The following is a 17,508-nucleotide window of genomic DNA, read 5'->3' on the forward strand; positions in this document are numbered from 1 at the left end:
ACACGGATCGCGGGGACCGCAAGCCCTCGCTTCCAGGCTGGGGACAATATGCCTTCACGAGTGCTTTCGACCTCAGTGCGCGGCGTCACGTCCCTGCGCAGCGTCTTCTCCTTGCGCAGCGTCTTGGGCAGCCCGTTGCGGACTGCCTTGCTGGCCTCGACGGCCCTGGTGCTGGCAGCGATGCTCCCGGCCGCGGGGCCGGCGCGGGCGCAGGACGCGACCTGGCTGACCAATCCGGGGTCGGGCGACTTCTTCGTTGGGAGCAACTGGAGCACGGGCAGCGTGCCGACCGGCACAGCGACGTTCGGCACCTCGAACACGGCCACATTGACGCTGGGTGCCTCGGGCACCTTCGACGGCTGGACGTTCAATGCGGGGGCATCTGACTACATTTTCGCCGCCACCTACCCCGCCTGGTTGCAATTTGTCGGCGCCGGCATCGTCGTCAACGGCGGCAGCGCCGCTATCACCAACGGCCATGTCTTGATTTTCTACAACGCCAGCACAGCTGGCAGCGCCACCATCACCAACACGGGCAATCTGTATTTCAACAACAGCAGCAGCGCCGGCAGCGCCGCCATTACAAACAGCTACAGCCTGGTTTTTGGGAACAGCAGCACGGCGGGCAGCGCCAACATCACCAACAACTATGGGCTGAGTTTCAACGACACCGCCACGGCGGGCAGCGCCACCATCACAAGCAGCTCCAGCGGAACAATGACTTTCGGCGGTACCAGTACGGCCGGCAGCGCTTTCATCACCAACAACGGTGCTCTGTATTTCAACAATGCCAGCACAGCCGGTGGTGCCACCATCACCAACAGCAACACCGGCGGTCTGTATTTCTACGGCACCAGCACGGCTGGCAGCGCCACCATCACCAACAACTTCGGGCTGAATTTCAACGACACCGCCACGGCGGGCAGCGCTACCATCACCAACTACGGCCTACTGTATTTCTACGGCACCAGCACGACGGGCAGCGCCAATATCACCAACAACGCCAATCTGAACTTCAGCAGCACCAGCACGGCGGGCAGCGCCACCATCACCAACAATGGCTTCGGCTTCCTGGGCTTCTCGAACGCCAGCACGGCGGGCAGCGCCGCCATCATCAACGGCGGCACCCTGCGCTTCTCCAACACCAGCGCGGCTGGCAGCGCCATCATCACCAACAACAACTGGTTGAGTTTCATAGACTCCAGCACGGCGGACAGCGCCACCATCGCCAATCACGGTTTCCTGAACTTCAACAACACCAGCACGGCCGGCAGCGCCGCCCTTAGCAACTATGCCGGTGCAACGGTCGATTTCTCGGCCAGCACCGGCCCGAACGGTGACGGCAAGCTGAGCGCAGGCTCCATCGAGGGCGCCGGCAATTATATCCTCGGCGCCAACGAACTGACGGTCGGCTCGAACAATCTCTCGACCGAGGTGAGCGGCGTCATCTCCGGCACCGGCGGCTCGCTGGTCAAGACCGGCACCGGCACGCTGACCCTGACCGGCGCCAACACCTATACCGGCGGCACGACGATCGCGGGCGGCACGCTCCAGTTCGGCAATGGCACGTCGAGCGGCAACATCAATCTGGCCGGCAGCATCACCGTCACCGGCGGCACGCTGGCGATCCAGGCGCCGACGACCCTGACCGTCGCGCAGGCCGTGACCTTCGGCGACAGCACCACGCTGTCCATCGCCGCCGGCACGAGCAGCCCCGCGCTCTCCGCCAACAGCATCACGATCGGCAACGGCGTCACCTTCAACATCAGCGGCATCACGGACGCGAGCCAGCTCGACAGGGTGCTGATCAATACCGCATCCGGCATCAGCGGCGACTTCGCCGGCATCAATGTCGGCGGCTTCAGCGGTACGGTGGACTACCTCACCGTCTCCACCCGCAAATCGGCCGACAGCCTGCAATATCTCGCCAGCTATGGCCTGAGCTGGACCGCCGGCAACAACCTCGCCCACGGCACCTTCACGCTGACCAACGCCACCGACAGCTTCACGGTCGGGGCGGTGCTGGCCGATCAGGCGGCGAACCTTGCAACCGGCTGGAACGGCACCTCGCTCACCAAGGCCGGCGCGGGCACGCTGATCCTGACCGGAACCAACAGCTATACCGGCGGCACGACGATCGCGGGCGGCGTGCTGTCGGTGTCGCGCGACGCCAATCTGGGCGCAGCCACGGGCGGTTTGACCTTCGCGGGCGGCACGCTCTCGACCACGGCGAGCTTCGATACCGCGCGCACGGTATCGTTGACGCAGGCGGGGCGCTTCGATGTCGCAGCCGGCACCGAACTCGGGCTGACCGGCGTGGTCTCGGGCAGCGGCGACCTGATCAAGCAGGGCAGCGGCACGCTGAGGCTCGACAACAGCGCCAATGCCTATGGCAACACGCTTGTCGCTGCCGGTACGCTGATCGGCAATGCCGCCTCGATCTCGGGCCATATCGGCAATGCCGGCACGGTCGTCTTCAACCAGGCAGGCAATGCGAGCTTCGCCGGCGACATCGCGGCGCTCAACGGCACAGGCGGCGCGATGATCAAGCGCGGCGCCGGCGTGCTGACGCTGACCGGCCTGTCGTCACTCGACTGGACGGTCGAGGCGGGCGGGCTCATCACCTCGGCCGCGCGCTTCAGCGGCAATGTCGCCCTCGTCTCAGGCGCCTCCCTGACCTTCGACCAGGCCGTCAGCGCGACCTATGCCGGCGTGATCTCGGGCAGCGGCAGCTTCACCAAGGCCGGCGCGGGCTTTCTCACCCTGACCGGCAACTCCGCCGCCTTCTCCGGGACGACCACGATCGAGAACGGCACGCTGGCGGTCAACGGCGCGCTCGGCGGCACGGTGGAGGTGCTGGCCGGCGGCCGCCTGCAAGGCAGCGGCGCGGTCAGCAATATGAGCGTGTCCGGCACGATCGCGCCGGGCAACTCGATCGGCACGCTGAACATCGCGGGAAACCTCACCTTCGCGGCGGGCTCGGTCTATGAGGTCGAGGTCAATGCGGCCGGGCAATCGGACAGGATCGTCGCCGGCGGCATGGCGACCATCGCCGGCAGCACGGTCAAGGTGCTGGCGGGCTCGGGCAGTTACGCGTCGCAGACGCGCTACACGATCCTCACCGCCAATGGCGGGCTGAGCGGTGTCTTCAGTGGCGTGACCTCGAACCTCGCCTTCCTCGATCCTTCGCTCAGCTATGACGCCAACAACGCCTATCTGACGATGACCCGTAACAATCTCGGCTTCGCCGGCGTCGGCCTGACCGCGAACCAGATCACCACCGCCGTCGCCGTCGAGAGCCTCGGCGGAAGCAGCCCCCTCTACAACGCGGTGCTCAACCTGTCGGCGCCGCAGGCGCAATCTGCCTTCGACGCGCTCTCCGGCGAGATCCATGCCTCGGCCAAGAGCGCCTTGATCGATGAGAGCCGGCTCCTGCGCAGCGCCGCGAACGACCGGCTGCGCGCCGCCTTCGGTACGGTCGGGGCCCAGCCGATGGCAACGCTGGACTATGGCTTCACCGCCGATCAGGCGCCCTCCGTCACCGGGCCGATGCCGCGATTGAGATCGGACCGCTTCGCGGTCTGGGGCCAGGGCTATGGCTCATGGGGCCACAGCGACAGCAACGGCAACGCCGCCAAGCTGACGCGCTCGACCGGTGGTGCCCTCATCGGCGCGGATGCGGCTGTGTTCGACGCCATGCGCTTCGGCGTGATCGCCGGCTATAGCCGCAGCAATTTCGATGTGAACGCCAGGCGCTCTTCGGGCGAGAGCGACAATTACCATCTCGGCCTCTACGCTGGCGGCCAGTGGGGCGTGCTCGGCCTGCGCACCGGCGCGAGCTACAGCTGGCACGACATCGAGACCCGCCGCACCATCGCCTTCTCCGGCTTCGGGGATAACCCGCGCGCCGGCTATAATGCCGGCACCGCGCAGGCCTTCGGCGAGCTCGGCTACCGCATCGATCTCGGCAAAACCGCCTTCGAGCCCTTCGCGGGTCTGGCCTATGTCAACCTGCACACCGACGGCTTCAGCGAGACCGGCGGGGCGGCGGCGCTGAGCGCCCGTAGTGGCGATACCGGCATCGGCTATGCCACGCTGGGCCTGCGCGCCTCGTCGAGCTTTGCCTTGCAGGGCCTGGACCTGACCTTGCGCGGCGGGCTCGCCTGGCGCCACGCCCTCGGCGAGGTCAGCCCGAGCGCGAGGCTCGCCTTCGCCAGCGCGAGCGCCTTCACCGTGGCCGGCATCCCGATCGCGCGGGATGCGGCGCTGGTCGAGGCCGGGCTCGACCTGGCGATCGGCCCGAGCGCCAGCCTGGGCCTGTCCTATACCGGCCAGCTCGCCCAGGACACGCAGGATCACGCCTTCAAGGGCGTGCTGGCTGTGAGGTTCTGAGGGGCTCGCGCCCGGCCGCTGCTCCCTGTGCATTCCGTCCAGGCGGAAGCGCATGGGGCCGTCGCTTTCGGTTCTGGAGCGTTTTCGAGCGAAGCGGCCACCGGTTCGCATGAAGGCAACACGTCGAGATAATGACCTGGAGCATCTGGACGATCCAGCCGGGTCAGGCATGCTTTAGAAGATGAATTGCGCCCAGCCGGCGAGAAACGCGCCGCTGCCGGCCCCAGCCTGTTTCAGCCGCTCACCGGGCGTGTAGTGGACATAGGTTCCGCCGAGCGTGAGATGTTCGGTCGCGCTCCAGCTCAGGGCCAGGCTGGTCTGCTGGCCGATGAAGCGCCCGGTTCCTCCAGCGCTGCCTCGGACCGGGCTGAGCGGCGGCGCATAGAAGGCGTCCGCCTCCGCCTGTTTCCAGAGCGGGTTCCAGCCGAGCGTCAGGCTGAGCTTCGGCCAGAGCGACAAGGTCAGATTCGGTTGGATGTCGAGCAGGTTGGCCGGCGCAGCGAGGTTCGCTTCCGAGAAATAGGGCAGTTTCGGAAACAGCGGGTTGAAGGTGCCGAGCCGGTTGTCGCGCAGGTTCCTGTCGCCGCTGATCGCATCGGCGTTCAGGCCCAGGCGCGGCGAGAAGGGCAGATCGGCGAAGCTGTAGCCAAGATTGGCCGAAACGGTCCAGGCGCGGATGGCGGCCGTCCCAAAGCTGCCGAACTGGTAGGCAGCCTCGACATTCCAGTCGAAGCCGCCACGCTTGCCGAAGAGCCGTGCACCGAGCGTGTGCCGGCGCTCGTTCGCCACGCCCTGCGCGAAGCGGGCCTCGTCGCGCTCCAGCCCGAGATAGTAGAGATCGGCCTTGAGACCGGGCACGGCCGGGACCGCCGCCGTCGCATAGACGCCCCAGAACAGCTGGGCCGGGTCGCGGCCGTCATTAAAGGTCCCGGACCGCGGCGCGACCGGACGCAGCAGGAAGGCATCGATGCGCGTATCGCCGGCCCCGATCCAGGCGGCGCGGACGCCGTCGAAGGCGCGGCGGATATTGGGGCTGTCGCGGACCGAGACCAGGCGCGAGGAGCCCAGGCTGATCTCCTGCCGGCCGCCGCGCAGCATGACCGCGCCATGAGCGGTGGGAAGCGTCAGCTCGCCGAAAGCCTGCAGGATATCGAGCTCGTCCTTCTGCGTCGGCGGCGGCGTGCCGGCCCAGCCCGGCGCGAAACCGCTGGCCAGTTCGAGGAAGGCCCGCACATCGGGGCCCAGATGCAGGTCGGCGAACAGGAAGGAGCGCAGCAGCGCATAGTCGTTGCGCCGGGGCGCGCCGAGGCCGAAGACCGGAGCGCGCGCGGCCTCATAGCGCGCCCTGAGCTCGCCGCCCAAGGTCAGATAGGCCGAGCCCGCGCCGTTCAGCGGGATCCATTTCAGCGGATCGAACGGGTCGGTCCGCAGGGCTGGGTCGCGCAGCGCCGACCAATCCTCGTTGAAGCGGAGGCTTTCATAGGAGGGCCGGCCGGGGGAGGTCTGGGCCGACGCCGCCGCAGCGCCGAGCCCGAGCAGCGCGAGCAGCGCCGGGCCGGCGAGGCGCCACAGGTGACGACCCCGCCGGAATGCCGGCCAAGATCCCGACCGTGTGGCACTCATTCCCCGCGCTCCGCCGGGGCCGCGCGACCCTCGCGCTGCGTGGAAAGCCCGAGCAGGTGCCGGATGACGGGCGCCTCCGGCCCGGCATGGAAGCGCGCCGCCTCGGCCTGGATATCGGCGTCGGCGCGCGAGACGCGCTTGTGCTGGCGCAGATGCTCGGCCCAGGACTCGACCATGAACCACTCGACGATGCGCTCGGGATCGGCGGCGTCCTCCGCGACGCCCCAGGCGAAAGCGCCGTCGCGGCGCCGCTCCGGCGCGAGCCGGGCGATGGCCGCCAGGAAGCCGACGCGGTTCTCGCGGGCGATGCGGTATTCGATCGTGATCGTCACCGGACCGCGATCATGCTCGACCGGTTCGACGATGGCGGGCTCGGGCCAATGCGAGGACGGGGTCAGATCGGCCTCGCCCGCCGGCAGCGGCAGGCGCAGTGCGACGAGGGCGACCACGCTGAGCGCCAGCGCCGCTGCGATGAGCGTGCCGTGAAGGCCGATCGCCTCCGCCACAATGCCCCAGAGCAGGCTGCCGGCGGCCGAGGCGCCGTTGAACACCGTCAGGTAGAGCGCCAGGCCGCGGCCGCGCACCCAGTTCGGCAGTATTGCCTGGATGGTGCCGTTCAGCGTGGTCAACGCCGCGATCCAGGCCCCGCCGAGGATGAAGAGCAGGATCACCGCGAGCCATTGCGGCGGCACGGCTGCCAGCGCCGCGATGATCACGGCGGTGACGAGGGCGGCGCCGAGCATCAGGCCGTCGACGCCCGTTCGCGCCCGGATGTGCGGCAGCAGGACCGCGCCGCTGATCGCCCCGGCGCCGACCGCCCCGAGCAGCAGGCCGTAGAAGCCGGCGCCACCTTCGAGCAGCCGGCGCGCCACCAGCGGCAGCAGCGCCCAGACGGCGCTGGCGCAGATGAAGAACAGCGTGGCGCGCAGCAGGACGCGATGCAGCTCGCGGCTGGCGCGGGCATAGCGCAGCCCGGCCCGGAAGGCGCCGCCGAAATGCTCGCGCAGCGCATCGTCGGCTCCGGCCGGGCGCCGCCACCAGACCAAAGCGGCGATGACGAAGACATAGCTCAGCACATCCGCGCCATAGGTCGCGGCTGCCCCGAAGCCGACGAGCAGCGCGCCGCCGAGCGCCGGGCCGATCGAGCGGGCGATGTTGAAGCCGAGCGAGTTGAGCGCCACCGCGTTGCGCAGGTCCGGCTTCGGCACGAGCTCGGGCACGATCGACTGCCAGGCCGGCCCCATCAGCGCCGCCCCGATGCCGCCGAGGAAGGTCAGCCCGACCAGGATCGCGACGCTCAGCCTGTCGGCGAGCGCCAGGGCGAGCAGCGCGGTGCTGATCAGGCCGAGCAGGATCTGCACGCCGATCAGGAGCTTGCGGCGGTCGACGATGTCGGAGAGCACGCCGGCCGGAATCGCCAGCAGGAAGACCGGCAAGGTGCCGGCGACCTGGATCATTGCCACGGCCGAGGCCGAGCCGGAGAGGTCGGTCACCAGCCAGGCGCTGGCGACGTCGCGCATGAAGCTGCCGATATTGCCCAGGATCGTCGCCGCCCAGAGCACGGCGAAGACGGGCCGGCGCAGCGGCGAGAAAGCGGATGGCGCCGGCGCCTTTGGGGTCGGGTTCGGGACCTCGGCCATCACGGTCGCGCGTCGCCGGTGGAGCGCGCCGCCAGGATCGCCAGCAGCGCGAGGCCGCCGATGATCGAGACATGCTCGAAGAAGATGTTCTGGTGCAGCACGCGCTCAGCTACCGGCTTCAGCCAGAAGGCATGGGCGAAGAGCGTTGCAACCGCGGTGAAGCCGGCGAGCCCGGCCGCGCCGATCCAGGCGTGGCGGCCGCCTGCGATCAGCAGGGCGGAGCCGCCGAGCTGGGTCGCGATGACCAGCACGGCGAAGAGAGCGGCCGGCTCGAAGCCGGTCAGGCCGCGAACCTCAACCGTGGCGCCGCCGAAATCGGCGAGCTTGGCGAGGCCGCTGAGCAGGAAGGGCAGGGCGACCGCGAGCCGGGCGAAAAGCGCCAGCCAGGAGCGGCCGAGCAAGGTTTCGACGGCCGGCTGGACGACGGGGAGCGGCGAGGCCGACATGGTGCAAATCCTTCGATGATCTCTAGAGCATTTCCGCGTTTCTCCGAAGCGCGAAAATACTCTAACTATTTGTTTTATCGCATTTTCTTCACGCGAACCGGTGTCCACTTCGCTCGAAAATGCTCTGGCGTTCAAAAGGCCCAGCAGGAGCAGCCGAGCGCGCCCCAGAAGGCGCCCTCGTCGCGGGCGGGGGTGGCGGCCGCCAGCGCGCCGGCATGGCCATGGCCATGGACGCCGCAGGCGCTGGCGCAGCCGCAGGCAGCGGCGAAGGCGTATTTGCGCTCGTCCAGCGCCGCGCGCTTCTGGTAGCCGCCGAAACTCCTGACCGGCGACCAGTCCGGCATCGCCGGCGGCAGGGGAGGCGCGAGGCCGGCATAGTCGCCCGCGCCATGGACCGGCTTGCCGCCGAGCAGGGTCAGCATGCTCTCGATGTCCTGGATCTCGTCCTCGGGCACCGCCATGTAGTCGCGGTCGAGCACGACGAGATCGGCGAGCTGCCCGGCCTTGATCTGGCCCTTCTTGCCCTCTTCGGTCGAGAACCAACTATTGGCCTGGGTCCAGAGCCTGAGCGCGCTCTCGCGGTCGAGCAGGTTGCGCTGCGGGTAAAGCTTGAGGCCGCCCAGCGTCCGGCCGGTGACGAGCCAGGCCAGCGAGACCCAGGGGTTGTAGCTGGCGACGCGGGTCGCATCCGTGCCGGCGCCGACCGGCACGCCGGCCTCCAGCATGCGCGCGATCGGCGGCGTGCGCTCTGCCGCCTTGGCACCGTAGCGCTCGACGAAATACTCGCCCTGGAAGCTCATGCGATGCTGCACGGCGATGCCGCCGCCGAGTGCGGCGATGCGGTCGATATTGCGGTCGCTGATCGTCTCGCAATGGTCGAAGAACCAGTGCAGGCCCTTGAGCGGCACGTCGCGATCGACCTTCTCGAAGACATCGAGCGCCCGCGTGATGGTCTCGTCATAGGTGGCGTGCAGGCGCCAGGGCCAGCGGTTCTCGGCGAGCAGGCGCACGACGGGCTCGAGATCGCCCTCCATGGACGGCGGCATCTCCGGGCGCTCGACCCGGAAGTCCTCGAAATCGGCGGCGGAATAGACCAGCATCTCGCCGGCGCCGTTATGGCGGTAGAGATCGTCGCCCTGGCCCGGCCGGACCTGCTTCGACCAGCTCTCGAAATCCGCCAGTTCCTGCTTCGGCTTCTGGGTGAAGAGGTTGTAGGCGATGCGCAGGCTGAGCTCGCCATCGGCGTGGAGCTTCTCGATGACGGCGTAGTCTTCGGGATAGTTCTGAAAGCCGCCGCCGGCATCGATCACGGTGGTGACGCCGAGCCGGTTCAGCTCGCGCATGAAATGCCGGGTCGAGTTGAGCTGGTATTCCGGCGGCAGCTTGGGGCCCTTGGCCAGGGTGGCGTAGAGGATCGTGGCGTTGGGTTTGGCGAGCAGCAGCCCGGTCGGGTGGCCGGCAGCGTCGCGCTGGATCTCGCCGCCCGGCGGGTTGGGCGTGTCCTTGGTGTAACCGGCGGCGCGCAGGGCGGCGCCGTTGAGCAAGGCGCGGTCGTAGAGGTGCAGGATGAAGACCGGCGTGTCGGGCGCGATCGCGTTGATCTCGTCCAGCGTCGGCAGGCGCTTCTCGGCGAATTGATGCTCGGTGAAGCCGCCGACGACGCGAACCCACTGCGGCGGCGGCGTCACGGCGACCTGGCGCTTCAGCATCTCCATGGCCTGGCCGAGCGAGCGCACCCCGTCCCAGCGCAGCTCCATATTGTAGTTCAGCCCGCCGCGGATGATGTGCATGTGGCTGTCGATCAGCCCGGGCACGGCGCGCCGGCCGCCGAGATCGATGATTTCGGTGGTTGGCCCGCCGAGCGCGCGCATCTCGTGCTCGGAGCCGGCGCCGATGAAGCGCCCGTCCGCGATCGCAACCGCCTGCGGGTTCGGATTGGTCTGGTCGAGCGTGGTGAAGCGGCCGTTCACCAGGATGAGGTCCGCGATCATGGTGCTGGCTCCCGAGCCGGAGGTCTGGGCTGTGGCGGATCCGCCGAAAAGGGCCGACAAGGCGCCGGCTGCGCCGCCGATGGCGGCCTGTCTGCGTGTCGGGGTCATGAGGGGCTGCCTTCGCCGGGTTGGCTGCCGCCATCCTTGGCTGCGGCCCGCGCCGGCAAGGCACCGAAGACGTGCTCGCCGCATTCGCGCTGCAGCCAGCCGAGGCTGAGCCGTTCGCCGGCGACGACGCGCTTGGCGATCGGCACGATCTGCTCGCCGGCCAGGATGCCGAGCAGGCCGATCAGCGCCACCACGGGCGGTGCCGGCGAGCGCAGGTCGAGCAGGCTGTAGATCACGCCGACGAGCAGGCCGGCGCCCAGCGAGGCGAGATAGAGTTTCATGATGTCTCCCGGTCTTGATGCAAGGTCTTCGTGCAAGGGCGCGGTGCGGCTGCGCCGCACCGCGCCGGGTCAGCCCTGGATGAAGGCGAGCAGGTCGGGGTTGATCACATCGGCATGGGTGGTCAGCATGCCGTGCGGGTAGCCCGGATAGGTCTTGAGCGTGCCGTGTTTGAGCAGCTTGACCGAGAGGCGGGCTGACGCGTCGATCGGCACGATCTGGTCGTCCTCGCCGTGCAGCACGAGGGTGGGCACCGTGATCGCCTTCAGATCGTCGCTCTGGTCGGTCTCGGAGAAGGCCTTGATGCCCTCGTAATGCGCCTGCGCGCTGCCGGCCATGCCCTGGCGCCACCAGTTCTGGACCACGCCCTGCGAGACTTTCGCGCCCGGCCGGTTGAAGCCGTAGAAGGGGCCGGCCGGCAGATCGAGGAAGAACTGGGCCCGGTTGTCGGCAAGCGCCTGGCGCAGGCCGTCGAAGACCTCCAGCGGCAGGCCGCCGGGGTGGTTTTCGGTCTTGAGCATGAGCGGCGGCACGGCGCTGACCAGCACCGCCTTGGCGACGCGGCCCTGCGGCTCGCCATGCCTGGCGACATAACGGGCGACCTCGCCGCCACCGGTGGAATGGCCGATATGGACCGCGTCGCGCAGATCGAGATGCTCGACCACCGCCGCGGCATCGGCGGCGTAATGGTCCATGTCGTGGCCGCCGCTCGCCTGCGCCGAGCGGCCATGGCCGCGGCGATCATGGGCAACGACCCGATAGCCCTGCGCCAGGAAGAACAGCATCTGCGCGTCCCAGTCATCCGAGGAGAGCGGCCAGCCGTGATGGAACATGATCGGCTGCGCGTCCCGGGGACCCCAGTCCTTGAAGAAGATCGCGACCCCGTCCTGGGTGGTGATCACCGGCATGGCTCAGTGCCCTTCCTGCGCGCCGAACATGGTCTTGGCGTAGGTGATGCCCAGGCCGTAGGCGCCGCCGAACCTCCGGGCGATGCTGGTGGTCAGCTCATAGGTGCCGGTGCGGGCCCAGTCGCGCTGCAGCTCGAGCAGATATTGCACGGCGGTCATCGGGCGGGCGCCGGCCTGGATCATCCGCAGCATGGCGCGCTCATGCGCCTCCTCGGAGACGTCGCCGCAGGCATCGGCGATGACATAGACCTCGAAACCCTGATCGAGCGCCGACAGGGCGGGGCCGACGATGCAGACGCCGGTCCAGAGCCCGGCCAGCACGATGCGCGGCTTGCCGATGGCGTTGACGCGGGCGATCACAGCCGCGTCCTCCCAGGTGTTCATCGAGGTCCGGTCGAGCAGCGCCTGGTCGGGAAAGGCCTCGGTGATCTCGCTGAACATCGGGCCGGAAAAGCTCTTCTCGGCGACGGTGGTCAGGATGGTCGGGACGCCGAAGCCTGCGGCGGCGTGCGAGATCAGCGCGGCGTTGTTGCGCAGGGCGACGGCATCGATCGACTTGGTCGCGAAGGCCATCTGCGACTGGAAGTCGATCAGGATCAGCGTGTGATCCTGCGGCGTGAGCAGGAGTTTGCCGGGGGCTGCTATGGCGTGGGACAAGGGTGGGGTCTCCGGTTGGAATCGCCGGGACGTTAGGGCCGCATCGCGGCGGTGGCCATTAGTTACGGGCGGGATACTACCTAGAGCCATGAATGACAAAGTAATACTTCAAGTAACACAAGACGATTATTGTCTTGCTGATCCAATTCTCAAGTTCTTCGCGCAGGAATGGATGAGCCATGTCGTCTTTACGCTCGCCCGCCACGGCACGCTGCGTTTCGGCGCCTTGCGCCGCCAGATGCCACCGGGCATCTCCGCCCGCGTCCTGTCTGCGCGACTGAAGGCGCTCGAGACGGCGGGCTATGTCGAGCGCCGCGATCTGAGCGAGCGCGTGCGCCATGTCGAATACGGCCTGACCGCGCGGGGCCGCGAGGTCGACGCGGCGCTGGCGCGCAGCGAGGCCTTGCTCCAGCCGGGCGGGGGCGCGGCCCCCTGACCGGGTCTGGAGAACCGGGCGGCAAGCCTTCTCAATCTCAGCGACCGGCGCATTTCGAGCGGACGGGGAGGGCGGCTCCCGTGGCGGCCTTGATCTTGATCAACACGGAGCTTGGTCCAGCTGGCGTAGCTTGAGAGATGAGCGCGAACGCTGCGGAACATGCCCACTCTTTTGATGCCAACCAGCGTGATACGCCGCCTCCCGAGGAGCTCGCCGATGACGCTATCGTCCCTCGTTCCGCATACGCTGTTCGGCTGGGCCGTGGCGGGCGTCTTTGCGATTGGGCTGGCTCTGGCGGTGGCCGATCATTGGGCGCATCTCTTCGGAATCCTGCCCTACCTCATTCTCCTCGCATGCCCGCTCATGCATGTTTTCATGCATCGAGGCCACGGACATGCCGGGCATGACCGCGGCAAGGAGAAGCCCGATGTCTGAACGCGGCATCGGGGTCCTGCCTCTCGGCGCGGGATTATCGGCGGCGCTGGTCGCCATCTATGCTCTTTGTGCGCTGATCGCCGTGGCGACGCCCAGTTTCACCGCGACGCATGGCTGGCTGGCGCTGTTTGGCGCCACCCCGCCTTTGACGCTCTCCGCCGTGTTCCGCGCCATCCTCGCCAATATCGTCGTCGCATGGATCACCGCGGGGGCTTTCGTGTTGGTGTACAATGCGGTTGTCGGGCGCGGATCGGGACGGACCACCAACCGGTGAGCCGTTGGCTGATGTGGGGCTCCCAGCGTTGGAGGCCTCAGCCAGGCCTTGTGGCAACACGCAGGGAGTCAGCCATGCCGCTGCAGCTTGACCATGACCATGCCGGCCACCCGCCTCACCACGACCATGGCGGCCCGCCCCCGCATGGCACCTCGGCCAGCATCCGCGGCGAGCTTGCGGCGGCGCCGCGCCCGGCCGTGCCGCCGGGTACGATCCATGCCGCCCCCACGATCTATACCTGCCCCATGCATCCGCAGATCCGCCAGCCCGCGCCCGGAAACTGCCCGATCTGCGGCATGACGCTCGAGCCGGAGCTCGTGACGGGCCAGGAAGGCCCGAGCCGGGAAGGCCTGAGCCAGGAGGGCCTGAGTGACGAGCTGCGGGACATGACCCGGCGCTTCTGGATCGGGCTCGTCTTGTCGATCCCCGTCGTCATCCTCGAAATGGGGGGCCATCTCCTCGATCTCGGCCGTTTCGTCAGCCCGGCCATGTCGAACTGGGCGCAGTTGCTGATCGCGACGCCCGTCGTGCTCTGGGCGGGATGGCCGTTCTTCGCGCGGGGCTGGGCCTCGCTGGTGAACCGTTCGCTCAACATGTTCACGCTGATCGCGCTCGGCACCGGGGTCGCCTGGGGCTACAGCGTCGTCGCGACGGTGGCGCCGAGCGTGTTTCCGTCGGCGTTTCGCGGCCATGGCGGCGCGGTCGCCGTCTATTTCGAAGCGGCCGCCGTCATCACCGTGCTCGTGCTGCTCGGCCAGGTTCTGGAGTTGCGCGCCCGCGAGCAGACCTCTGGCGCCATCAAGGCCCTGCTGGAGCTTGCGCCGACGATCGCGCGCCGGCTGCGCGCCGATGGCGGCGACGAGGAGGTCGCGCTGGACCAGGTCAAGGTCGGAGACCATCTGCGCGTGCGCCCAGGCGACAGGGTTCCGCTCGATGGCGAGATCCTCGAAGGGCGCTCCAATATCGACGAGTCGATGGTCACGGGCGAGCCTCTCCCGGTCGCGAAGGCGGCGGGCGCCAGCGTCATAGGCGGCACGCTCAACGGCCAGGGCGCCTTCGTGATGCGCGCCGACAAGGTCGGCCACGACACCATGCTCGCGCAGATCGTGCAGATGGTCGCCAAGGCGCAGCGCTCGCGCGCGCCGATCCAGCGGCTGGCGGATCTCGTTGCCGCCTGGTTCGTGCCCGCCGTGGTCGCGATCGCGGTCGCAGCCTTCGCCGCCTGGGCGCTTTGGGGACCCCAGCCGGCGATGGTCTACGGGCTGATCGCAGCCGTCAGCGTCCTGATCATCGCCTGTCCCTGCGCGCTCGGCCTCGCCACCCCGATGTCGATCATGGTCGGCGTCGGCCGTGGCGCGCGGATGGGCGTCCTGATCAAGAACGCGGAGGCGCTGGAGCGCATGGAGAAGGTCGACCTGCTCGTCGTCGACAAGACCGGCACGCTGACCGAGGGCAAGCCGCGCGTGACGGCGATCCGCCCGGTGGCCGGGCTACAGGAAGACGAATTGCTGCGCCTTAGCGCCAGCCTCGAGCAGGCAAGCGAACACCCGCTCGCGGCCGCGATCGTGGCGGCGGCCATGGAGCGCAAGCTCGGGCTCGACAAGGCTGAGGATTTCGACTCCCCGACGGGCAGGGGCGTCATCGGCAAGGTGGCTGGGCGCGCCGTCGTGCTCGGCAATGCCGACTACCTCGGCGGGATCGGCATCGATGTCGCGGCGCTTGAAACGGAAGCCGAGGCTTTGCGCAAGGATGGCGCCACGGCGCTACTCGTCGCGATCGACGGCAGGGCCGCCGGCGTGATCGCCATTGCCGACCCCATCAAGGCGACCACTCCAAGCGCGATCGCCGCCCTGCGCGACGCCGGCATCCGCGTGGTCATGTTGACCGGCGACAACCTGACGACGGCGCAGGCGGTCGCCGCCAGGCTCGGCATCGATGAGGTGAGGGCGCAGGTGCTGCCCGAGGACAAGGGCAGGATCGTCGCGGAGTTCAGGGCGCAGGGGCGTGTCGTCGCCATGGCCGGAGACGGCGTCAACGACGCGCCCGCGCTCGCGGCCGCCGATGTCGGCATCGCGATGGGAACCGGGACGGATGTCGCCATGGAGAGCGCAGGCGTCACCCTCCTGCGCGGCGATCTGGCGGGCATTGTCCACGCCCGCAAGCTCAGCCAGGCGACCATGAGCAATATCAGGCAGAACCTGTTCTTCGCCTTCGCCTACAACGTGGCGGGCATCCCTGTCGCCGCCGGCTTGCTCTATCCGTTCACGGGCCTGCTGCTGTCGCCGATCCTGGCGGCGGCGGCCATGGCGCTCTCATCCGTCAGCGTGATCGCGAATGCATTGCGCCTGCGCTTTGTGACGATCCAGCCCGCAACCTAGCCGGACGAACCGCCTTTTCCACGTCGCCAAGGCAAGACCCACGTCACCAAGACCCACGTCACCAAGGCCCAGGCCGGCCTTTCCAAAACGGCCCCCAACACCGGAGGACATCATGCGTCGGCTTCTCACACTCTCATTCGTCGCCCTCGGCCTTGCCGCAACCGGCGCCGCCGCCCAGGACAAGATGACCATGGGCGCGGACATGTCGGTGCTGCCTCAGCCCTGTCGTGAGGCCCTGATGAAGGACATGGCCATGCCCAAGATGGGGGAAGGCAAGATGATGGACGGCAAGATGGCGGAAGGCATGGACATGTCGAAGATGATGGGCGGCGCGGGCATGCCCGGCATGGATCAGATGGCGATGACCGAGGCCCAGAAGGCATCCATGCAGGCGATGATGAAGATGCACATGCCGATGATGATGACGCACCACATCAAGGACCCCGACCTCGCCTTCAACTGCGGCATGATCGTGCACCATCAGGGCGCGATCGACATGGCGACGATCGAAATCAAGTTCGGCGCGGATGCCGCGTCCAAGACCATGGCCGAAGGCATCATCAAGGCTCAGAAGGCCGAGATCGCGGAGATGACCGCGCGGGTGGAGACGATGAAGGCCAAGTGACGCTGACAAGCGGCAGCGCATCGACGCCGCCGGTTTCATGGACACCGCGATTGGCGCGGCGCAGCTTGCGTCCTCGGGCCGGCTGAAGGCCGGACCCCGGGGGCCGCTTGTGCGGGTGACGGCGCGGCTCTTCAGGATGAGGGCTCGCCTTCCCAGACCGAGGCTCGCAAGCTGTGGGTTCAGCGCCCGGTCATCTTCAGCGCCGCCTCGGGCAGGCGCTCGCCCTTCAGGCTGATCCTGGCCGTGCCCTCCGAGATCTCACGAAGGTCGCCAGCTGTCAGCGCGACCGCGCAGGAGGCGAGATTTTCGTCGAGGCGGTGCGGCTTGGTCGTGCCGGGGATCGGGACGATCCAGGGCTTTTGGGCCAAGAGCCAGGCCAGGGCGATTTGAGCCGGGGTTGCGCCCTTTCGGGCCGCCACGCGCTTCAGCAATGCGACCAACGCGGCATTCGCCTTGCGGGCCTCGATCGAGAAGCGCGGAACCGCATTGCGGAAATCCGATGGCGCGAAAACCGTGGTCTCGTCGATCTTTCCCGTCAGGAAGCCGGCGCCAAGCGGGCTGAAGGGGATAAAGCCAATGCCGAGCTCCTCCAGGACCGGCAGCGTCTCGCGCTCCGCCTCGCGGTGGAACAGCGAATATTCGCTCTGCACGGCCGTGACGGGGTGCGCCGCATGGGCGCGGCGTATCGTGGCGATGCCTGCCTCCGACAGGCCGAAATGCCGGACCTTGCCTGCCGCCACGAGATCCTTGACCGCGCCGGCGACGTCCTCGATCGGCACATCGGGGTCGACGCGATGCTGGTAGAAGATGTCGATATGATCGGTGCGCAGCCGCTTCAGCGAGGCCTCTGCGACCTGCCTGATGTGGTCGGGACGGCTGTTCAGGCCGCCGCGCCGTTCGCCGGTCTCCGGGTCGATATCGAAGCCGAACTTGGTCGCGATCACGACCTGCCCGCGGATCGGCGCGAGGGCCTCGCCCAGTAGCGCCTCATTGGTGAAGGGGCCGTAGGATTCAGCCGTGTCGAACAGCGTGACGCCGCGCGCGAAGGCTCCCCGGATGAGCTTGATCATCTCCTGCTTGTCGGCTGGCGGCCCATAGAGGGCGCTCATGCTCATGCAGCCCAATCCCAGCGCCGACACGGTCAGGCCGCTTCTGCCGAGTGCTCGTTGCTCCATAATCCACCTCATAATCCCGAACGGAATGTCGATGAGGGATATCTAGCGAGGCGCGCTCGCGTCGATTAGAAGCGATAGTCCGCAAGGTCTCATAAGGCCTGCTAATCAATGACTCTTGGCTGTAGAGGCCATGACACCGCG

14 protein-coding genes are annotated in these 17,508 nt (G+C 68.1%); 6 read left to right on the plus strand and 8 right to left on the minus strand.

The features are described from left to right. Positions 1-48: 48 nt before the first annotated feature. Complete coding sequence (locus ACSQ3P_RS24995; RefSeq protein ID WP_436168169.1) at positions 49-4,392, plus strand: autotransporter domain-containing protein; 4,344 nt, start codon at positions 49-51, stop codon at positions 4,390-4,392. Between the two features lie 174 nt (positions 4,393-4,566). On the opposite strand, the gene ACSQ3P_RS25000 is transcribed toward ACSQ3P_RS24995, so the two are convergent. The 7 genes from ACSQ3P_RS25000 to ACSQ3P_RS25030 form a co-directional block, all read right to left on the minus strand. After that, positions 4,567-6,015 (minus strand): alginate export family protein, encoded by a 1,449-nt coding sequence (locus ACSQ3P_RS25000; protein ID WP_436168170.1) that lies wholly within the window; start codon positions 6,013-6,015, stop codon positions 4,567-4,569. Continuing rightward, the gene (locus ACSQ3P_RS25005; RefSeq protein ID WP_436168171.1) at positions 6,012-7,655 is read right to left on the minus strand and encodes an MFS transporter; all 1,644 of its coding nucleotides are present in this window, start codon (positions 7,653-7,655) and stop codon (positions 6,012-6,014) included. The genes ACSQ3P_RS25000 and ACSQ3P_RS25005 overlap by 4 nt, the downstream gene beginning before the upstream one ends. Continuing rightward, positions 7,655-8,101, minus strand: a complete 447-nt coding sequence (locus ACSQ3P_RS25010) for a DoxX family protein (RefSeq protein WP_436168172.1) — start codon at positions 8,099-8,101, stop codon at positions 7,655-7,657. The genes ACSQ3P_RS25005 and ACSQ3P_RS25010 overlap by 1 nt, the downstream gene beginning before the upstream one ends. 131 nt (positions 8,102-8,232) lie before the next feature. Next, the gene (locus tag ACSQ3P_RS25015) at positions 8,233-10,200 is read right to left on the minus strand and encodes an amidohydrolase (protein ID WP_436168173.1); all 1,968 of its coding nucleotides are present in this window, start codon (positions 10,198-10,200) and stop codon (positions 8,233-8,235) included. Next, positions 10,197-10,481 carry a XapX domain-containing protein gene (locus tag ACSQ3P_RS25020; RefSeq protein ID WP_436168174.1) on the minus strand — a complete coding sequence of 95 codons (285 nt, stop codon included), beginning with the start codon at positions 10,479-10,481 and terminating at the stop codon, positions 10,197-10,199. Before ACSQ3P_RS25020 ends, ACSQ3P_RS25015 begins: the two co-directional genes overlap by 4 nt. 69 nt (positions 10,482-10,550) lie before the next feature. Further along, complete coding sequence (locus tag ACSQ3P_RS25025; RefSeq protein WP_436168175.1) at positions 10,551-11,387, minus strand: alpha/beta fold hydrolase; 837 nt, start codon at positions 11,385-11,387, stop codon at positions 10,551-10,553. A gap of 3 nt (positions 11,388-11,390) precedes the next feature. Continuing rightward, entirely contained in the window at positions 11,391-12,044 is a 654-nt protein-coding gene (locus tag ACSQ3P_RS25030) for a hydrolase (protein WP_436168176.1), read from the minus strand. 172 nt (positions 12,045-12,216) lie between these two features. On the opposite strand from ACSQ3P_RS25030, the gene ACSQ3P_RS25035 reads away from it, so the two are divergent. From ACSQ3P_RS25035 to ACSQ3P_RS25055, 5 genes are all read left to right on the plus strand, one after another. Then, complete coding sequence (locus tag ACSQ3P_RS25035; RefSeq protein WP_436168177.1) at positions 12,217-12,480, plus strand: winged helix-turn-helix transcriptional regulator; 264 nt, start codon at positions 12,217-12,219, stop codon at positions 12,478-12,480. A gap of 216 nt (positions 12,481-12,696) precedes the next feature. Continuing rightward, positions 12,697-12,915 carry a DUF2933 domain-containing protein gene (locus ACSQ3P_RS25040; RefSeq protein WP_436168178.1) on the plus strand — a complete coding sequence of 73 codons (219 nt, stop codon included), beginning with the start codon at positions 12,697-12,699 and terminating at the stop codon, positions 12,913-12,915. Then, positions 12,908-13,189, plus strand: a complete 282-nt coding sequence (locus ACSQ3P_RS25045) for a hypothetical protein (protein ID WP_436168179.1) — start codon at positions 12,908-12,910, stop codon at positions 13,187-13,189. Before ACSQ3P_RS25040 ends, ACSQ3P_RS25045 begins: the two co-directional genes overlap by 8 nt. Positions 13,190-13,263: 74 nt before the next feature. Next, positions 13,264-15,567 (plus strand): copper-transporting P-type ATPase, encoded by a 2,304-nt coding sequence (locus ACSQ3P_RS25050; RefSeq protein WP_436168180.1) that lies wholly within the window; start codon positions 13,264-13,266, stop codon positions 15,565-15,567. Between the two features lie 112 nt (positions 15,568-15,679). Continuing rightward, on the plus strand, positions 15,680-16,192 hold the full coding sequence (locus tag ACSQ3P_RS25055) for a DUF305 domain-containing protein (protein ID WP_436168181.1): 513 nt from the start codon (positions 15,680-15,682) through the stop codon (positions 16,190-16,192). 179 nt (positions 16,193-16,371) lie between these two features. Here ACSQ3P_RS25055 and ACSQ3P_RS25060 read toward each other — a convergent pair whose 3' ends face one another. Next, on the minus strand, positions 16,372-17,367 hold the full coding sequence (locus ACSQ3P_RS25060) for an aldo/keto reductase (RefSeq protein ID WP_436168182.1): 996 nt from the start codon (positions 17,365-17,367) through the stop codon (positions 16,372-16,374). Positions 17,368-17,508: the final 141 nt, after the last annotated feature.

This window comes from Allobosea sp. LjRoot9, from assembly GCF_964252745.1.
In the GTDB taxonomy this organism is placed as follows: domain Bacteria; phylum Pseudomonadota; class Alphaproteobacteria; order Rhizobiales; family Beijerinckiaceae; genus Allobosea.